This window comes from Thermodesulfovibrionales bacterium (genome assembly GCA_035622735.1).
In the GTDB taxonomy this organism is placed as follows: domain Bacteria; phylum Nitrospirota; class Thermodesulfovibrionia; order Thermodesulfovibrionales; family UBA9159; genus DASPUT01.
Map to the genome: position 1 here is coordinate 1 of DASPUT010000169.1, position 5,780 is coordinate 5,780.

6 protein-coding genes and 1 pseudogene are annotated in these 5,780 nt (G+C 54.2%); 3 read left to right on the forward strand and 4 right to left on the reverse strand.

The genetic code is table 11. From position 1 onward, the window contains the following. Positions 1 to 881, reverse strand: an 881-nt coding sequence (locus tag VEI96_08920; GenBank protein HXX58107.1) for an aminotransferase class IV, incomplete at its 3' end; no start/stop codon positions are given. Positions 882 to 941: 60 nt separating this feature from the next. Between VEI96_08920 and VEI96_08925 the strand changes: the two genes are divergently transcribed. The 3 genes and pseudogenes from VEI96_08925 (at position 942) to selD (ending at position 3,612) form a co-directional block, all read left to right on the forward strand. After that, positions 942 to 1,559, forward strand: coding sequence for a DUF47 family protein (locus tag VEI96_08925; GenBank protein HXX58108.1), 618 nt, complete (start codon positions 942 to 944; stop codon positions 1,557 to 1,559). Then, positions 1,552 to 2,544 carry an inorganic phosphate transporter gene (locus tag VEI96_08930; protein HXX58109.1) on the forward strand — a complete coding sequence of 331 codons (993 nt, stop codon included), beginning with the start codon at positions 1,552 to 1,554 and terminating at the stop codon, positions 2,542 to 2,544. Before VEI96_08925 ends, VEI96_08930 begins: the two co-directional genes overlap by 8 nt. 108 nt (positions 2,545 to 2,652) lie before the next feature. After that, positions 2,653 to 3,612 (forward strand): annotated as a pseudogene (selD, locus tag VEI96_08935) (selenide, water dikinase SelD). Between the two features lie 25 nt (positions 3,613 to 3,637). Here the strand turns inward: selD and VEI96_08940 are convergent. The 3 genes from VEI96_08940 to VEI96_08950 form a co-directional block, all read right to left on the reverse strand. Then, complete coding sequence (locus VEI96_08940; protein HXX58110.1) at positions 3,638 to 4,549, reverse strand: selenium metabolism-associated LysR family transcriptional regulator; 912 nt, start codon at positions 4,547 to 4,549, stop codon at positions 3,638 to 3,640. An 88-nt stretch (positions 4,550 to 4,637) separates the two neighbouring features. Further along, the gene (locus VEI96_08945; protein HXX58111.1) at positions 4,638 to 5,390 is read right to left on the reverse strand and encodes a C4-type zinc ribbon domain-containing protein; all 753 of its coding nucleotides are present in this window, start codon (positions 5,388 to 5,390) and stop codon (positions 4,638 to 4,640) included. A 204-nt stretch (positions 5,391 to 5,594) separates the two neighbouring features. Beyond that, positions 5,595 to 5,780 (reverse strand): universal stress protein (locus tag VEI96_08950; protein ID HXX58112.1); only part of this gene is annotated, 186 nt, incomplete at its 5' end.

Below are 5,780 nucleotides of genomic sequence, written 5' to 3' on the forward strand. Positions count from 1 at the left end.
GAAGGCCCGCTGCCTTTTGCCGCGGTCACATACGCTCTGACCTCATCCCGGTATGCCTTTCGCAAGAGCCTTGCAACTTCTCCCACCTTGTACGTCGTCCCATCAATCCGGCAGACCGGCATCACCTCCATGGTCGTGTTCGTCAGAAAGACCTCTTGAGCTCCGGAGATATCCCCGGCGGTGAACATGCCTTCCTTCACGGTGAGGCCCTCTCTCACCGCAAGGTCGAGGACAATCTTCCTCGTAATACCGTCGAGGATTCCGCAATCCGGGGAGGGCGTGCAGAGCACCGCATCCTTATAAAAGAAGACGTTGCTGACAGTCCCTTCGGTGATATGCCCTGAGACGTTGAGCATCAAGGATTCATAGGCGTCCCTCTCCTTGGCCTCGACCTTTGCGAGAATGTTATTGAGGAAATTCAGAGACTTTATCTGAGGATTGAGGGCCTCCTTCAGGTTCCGCCTCGTGCGGGCGATAATCACCTGTAACCCCCGTTCATAATAGCTTTTCGGGTAATCCCTCATCTCCTCGGCGATGATCACGAGGGTCGGCTCCCTGCAGAGGTCGGGGTCAAGCCCGATCGGTCCGTACCCCCGCGAGACGGTTATCCTCACATAGGCGTTCTTCAGGGAATTGGCGACAAGGGTCTCGAAGAGTGCAGCCTTCAACGCGGCGGCATCTTTGAGTACGGAAAGCTTTATCAGGTCTGCCGAGCGATGGAGCCTCGCGAGATGTTCATCCATCATGAAGACGACGCCGTCGTAAGCCCTCATGGTCTCATAGATACCGTCTCCATAGAGGAACCCGTGGTCGAAGACGGAGACCCTCGCCTCCGCTTTCGGGATAAGTCCGTTATTGAGGAATACGTACACCGTAAGCATTATACCACCAACAGGCGGATTTGACTTTATCCGGTGATTTGTATATCTTAATCACGCAAAATGAGATTCTTTCCAAAGGAAATAGATTTCTTCGACATCTTCGACAAGGCTGCCATTAACCTCACAAAAGCCACCTCTTCCCTCGTCGCCCTCATGGAGAATTTCGATGATCTCGAGACCAGGGCAAAGGAGATTTACGAGATCGAGCAGGACGGGGACATGCTGACCCACGACATCATGAGGAAACTCAACAAGACATTCATCACGCCGATCGATCGGGAGGATATTCATGCCCTCGCGTCGAGGATAGATGACATCCTCGATCTCGTCTGGGGCGGTGTAGACAGGATGATCGTCTTCAAAATAACTTCGCCCACGGAGGAGGCAAAGGAGATAGCGAGAGACCTCCATCGGACGACGGAGGTTTTGCAGAAGACGATAACAGAGTTGAAGAACAAAAACTATTCACACGTTCAGGAGCACTGCATAGAGATAAACAGGCTCGAAAACAAGATCGACAGGATCTTCAGAGACGCCCTCGGAAGACTCTTCGACGACATGAAGGACCCCCTCCTCATCATCAAATGGAAAGAGGTATACGAACACTTCGAAGATGCCTCGGACAGGTGCGAGGATGTCGCAAATGTCCTGGAAGGCATAGTCCTCAAAAATGCATGACACATACGTTCTCCTCGTCTCCGTTATAGTCCTCGCGACGGTCTTCGATTTTATCAACGGGTTCCACGACACGGCGAATGCCATCGCCACATCGGTGTCAACACGGGTTCTGTCTCCAAAGGTGGCGGTATCCATGGCGGCAATCCTGAACATGGTCGGTGCTTTTTCGGGGACTGCCGTCGCGAAAACGGTGGGGGCAGGTCTCGTTGAGGCCTCGTCGGTTACGCAGATCACCGTGGTTTCCGCTCTCGTTGCCGCGATCGTATGGGACCTCCTCACCTGGTATTTCGGTCTTCCCACGTCATCGAGCCATGCCATCCTTTCGAGTCTCGTCGGCGCCGCTGTCGCAACGGCGGGCACGCGTGTTGTCATCGCGAAAGGGGTGTACAAGGTTCTCATCGGCCTGATTCTTTCGCCCCTCCTCGGAATCGTGCTCGGTTTTCTCGTCATGGTATTCTTCATATGGCTCTTCAGGAGATCGGCTCCTGCTCTCGTGAGCACGCTCTTCGGCCGGCTCCAGATCCTCTCCGCAGCCTATATGGCCTTCAGCCACGGTAGTAACGACGCCCAGAAGACGATGGGTATCATCACCATGGCGATTGTGAGCTATTACAGACTTTCCGATTTCCACGTCCCCCTGTGGGTGATTGTCCTCTGTGCGACAGCGATGGCGTCGGGAACGGCAGCAGGCGGCTGGAGGATCATAAAAACACTCGGTGTCCGTCTTGTCCACCTCAGGCCTGTTCACGGCTTTGCCGCTGAGACTGCGGCAGCGACGATCATCGAAGTTGCCTCCCGGATCGGACTCCCGGTCTCGACGACCCACGTGATCTCATCTACGATCATGGGCGTCGGTGCGTCCAAACGGTTGTCGGCGGTCCGCTGGGGGATAGGAGGAAATATCGTCATCGCGTGGATCCTCACCATCCCTGCGTGCGTTCTTCTCGGGTGGGCTATCTGCAAGGCGTTGCAACTCGTTCCGTAGCTGATCCCGACAAGCTTGTCTTATGATTTTCGGATTGGATATTATAGACCCGTCATGGATTACCGGCTAACCGAAAAGGTGAAGGCGGCAGGCTGAGCTGCCAAGTTAGGTCCGGCGGACCTTGAAGAGATCATGGCCTCAATTCAGAAGAGCCCGGACGATGCCGTCGTTGTCGGACCCGGAGATGACGCGGGTGTTTATCTTCTGGACGGACGATATGCGATTGTCGAGACCGTGGACGTCATAACGCCTCTCGTGAATGATCCTGTTACCTTCGGTTCGATAAGTGCCGCGAACTCCCTGAGCGATGTGTATGCCATGGGGGGGAGACCCCTCACCGCACTCGCCATCATGGGGTTTTCGCCGTGCGATTATGGACCACCCGTCATAAAGGACATTCTGAGTGGCGCCCTGAAGGTCATGAAAGCCGCCGGTGTGACGCTCATGGGCGGACATAGCTTTGAGGACAGCGAATTGAAGTTCGGTCTCTCTGTTACGGGTACCGTCGACAGGGATAGAATATTGAGGGCCGGCGGCGCCGCTCCCGGTGACGTCCTCGTCCTCACAAAGCCCCTCGGCATCGGTGTCATCACGACAGCCCTCAAGGGGAGAAAAATTGCGGACCAGGAGATCGAGTCCACGGTGAGGTGGATGCTCACCCTGAACGACAGGGCATCCGAGGCAGCCATCCGTGCGGGCGCTACCGCTGCTACCGATGTGACGGGCTTCGGTCTCTTGGGGCACGCCTACACCATGGTAAAGGGGTCACGAGTGGATTTCGTCATCGGGCATGATGCGGTGCCCGTCCTTGAGCGTGTGCGGGAGTTCATAGCATCGGGCATCGTCCCTTCCGGCGCGTACGACAACCTGAAGTTCCTGGAAGGAAAGGTCGATTTCAGGAAGGCTGTCACGGAGGAGGAGAAGTTGGTTCTCACGGACCCTCAGACTTCCGGCGGCCTTCTCATCGCCGTTCCGGAGTCCAACATCGAAAGGTTCGCATCAACGGGGGTTCATTTCTCGGTCGTCGGGAAGGTCGTCAGGGGCTCAGGCAGGCTTGTCGTCCAATAGCCCCGTCTCGTGCATCCAGGTCTTCTTACGACATGAGTCTGTCGAAGGGATAACTCTTCACGTACGTGAGGAACTCGTCCACGGCATGGGATGCGACCGCGTTCTTGTGGAATATGAGCGAAAAATCCCTGAATAATTTTTCTTCCTTGATGCTCAACACCTTGAGGCTCCCGTACTTGGACTCTTTCCGGGCGGCCCAGCGGGAGACTATCGAGATCCCCATGCCGCTTTCGACCGCCTCCTTGATCGCTTCCGTGCTTCCGAGCATCATCGACACCTTCATGTCGTGAGTGCTTATGCCGTGTTTATTGAGATATTTTTCGATTATCTGCCTTGTCCCGGAACCCTCCTCCCTCAGGATGAAAGGCTCCTTCGTGAGATCGAAGAGCGAGATCTCCTTTTTTCTGGTCCACGGGTGCAGGGGCGGAACGATAACGACGAGTTCGTCGATGAGGAGTTTCTCCGCTATGAGTTTCTGTTTCGTCACATCGCCTTCCACGAGACCGATGTCAACATTCCCCAGATTGAGGAGCTCCACGATCCTCTTCGTATTGCCGACGAGGAGATGGATCCGAATCTTCGGATGGGTCTTCCGGAAGTCTGCGATCACCGCAGGAAGGAGATGGTTCCCAATCGTCGTGCTCGCACCGATGCTGATGCTCCCCTTGACGAGACCCGTGATCTCACCGATATGCTTTGCGGCGGAGGCATAGAGAGAGAGTATCTCTTTTGCGTATTTGTAGAGGATCTCTCCGGCGGGCGTGAGAACGACGGTATTTGAAGACCTGTCAAAAAGCTTTGTTTCATAGAGTTCCTCGAGGGCCTGTATCTGAAGACTGACCGCGGGCTGCGTGAGATGGATGATTTCCGAGGCCTTTGAAAAGCTCTTCGTCTCCGCGACGGTACAGAATACCTTTAGTTTGTGGTCTTCCATCATTAATTATTTTAATGGAATTATATGATAGTATTATTAGAAATGTCAAGGAATGTCGGGGGAGGATATCTGCTGACCTAAAGGGTTATTCTCACCGTATGCCGACTGGGGAAGAATTCTCATGCTCCCGAAGGTCTTCTTCTCCCTTCCAGTAGAGTATCCTTCCACACTGGGGACAATGCATGATCTTCTCATTTTTCTTCAGCTCGACAAAGAGCTGGGGCGGGATATTCATGTTGCACCCGAGACAGATTTCGTCCTTCGCGCCGGCGACGGCCAGTCCGCCCTGCGATCCGAGTATCGAAAAATAGAGTTCGTAGACGTCTTTATCGATACGTCCGACGGTCTCTTCCCTCAGCAGCTTCTGCGCTTCCAGCTCTTTTTCCGCAGCGGCGACTTCTTCGTCGAGCTTCTTCCGGAATGCCTCCACTTTCGCCCTCTCCGCCGCAACACCCGCCTCTTCCGTCTTCAGTGCCTTGCATGCGACATCGATGGATTCCATCAAGACGAGGATCTGGTCCTCCGCGGCGGAGAGTTCTTCCTCTGCCGAAGCGATCTCTTTCAGGTGTGCCTGGTATTCCTTGTTGTTTTTAATTTCGGAGACGCGGGCCTTTAATTTCCGTATCTTTTCCTGTACGTCATCGAGCAACCGTTCCCGCTCTTTCTTCTTCTTCTCCATCGCGCCGCATTTTTCCTTCTCCTTGTCAAAAAGTGCCTGCGCATCCTTGAGAGGTTTTTCGACCGTGGAAATCTTTCTTGGGATTGCGCGGATAGTCTCTCGATCCCTTGCGATGGACAAATCTATTTCCTGAAGTGTGACGAGAAGTCTGAGTTGTTCCTTCACAGAGCCTCCGCTCCCTTGCGTATCTCGGCGTGCCTCATGCCGCTCGTGGAAGTCTATCGTTGCCGAAACCTATTCCTTCGAACTGAAATTACACGAAAAATATGTTTTATGATACCTTATTCATGCCGGGAGTAACAAGTGCCGCAAGCAACGGTCACCCTGCTCATTTCTCCCCCTCGTCTCTTGATTCTTTCCTTATGAAACTCAGAATGCGATGGCCTCAGGCTCCTTCTTCACTAAGAAGACGGAACAGGGCAGCGTCCGACAGATCTCTTCATTGCTCCGCCCAAACAGAAAGTGCTCCAGTCGTCCCTCCTCATGGGCAAGCAGGATGATGAGATCGATCTCTTCCTCCTTGACCGTATTCAGGATCTCCCGGGTCGGGTCCCC

Excerpts from the sequence above, each read along its gene's own strand:
- VEI96_08925 (HXX58108.1), top strand. The coding sequence starts at position 942 with ATGAGATTCTTTCCAAAGGAAATAGATTTCTTCGACATCTTCGACAAG.
- VEI96_08930 (HXX58109.1), top strand. The coding sequence starts at position 1,552 with ATGCATGACACATACGTTCTCCTCGTCTCCGTTATAGTCCTCGCGACG.
- VEI96_08940 (HXX58110.1), bottom strand. The coding sequence starts at position 4,549 with ATGATGGAAGACCACAAACTAAAGGTATTCTGTACCGTCGCGGAGACG.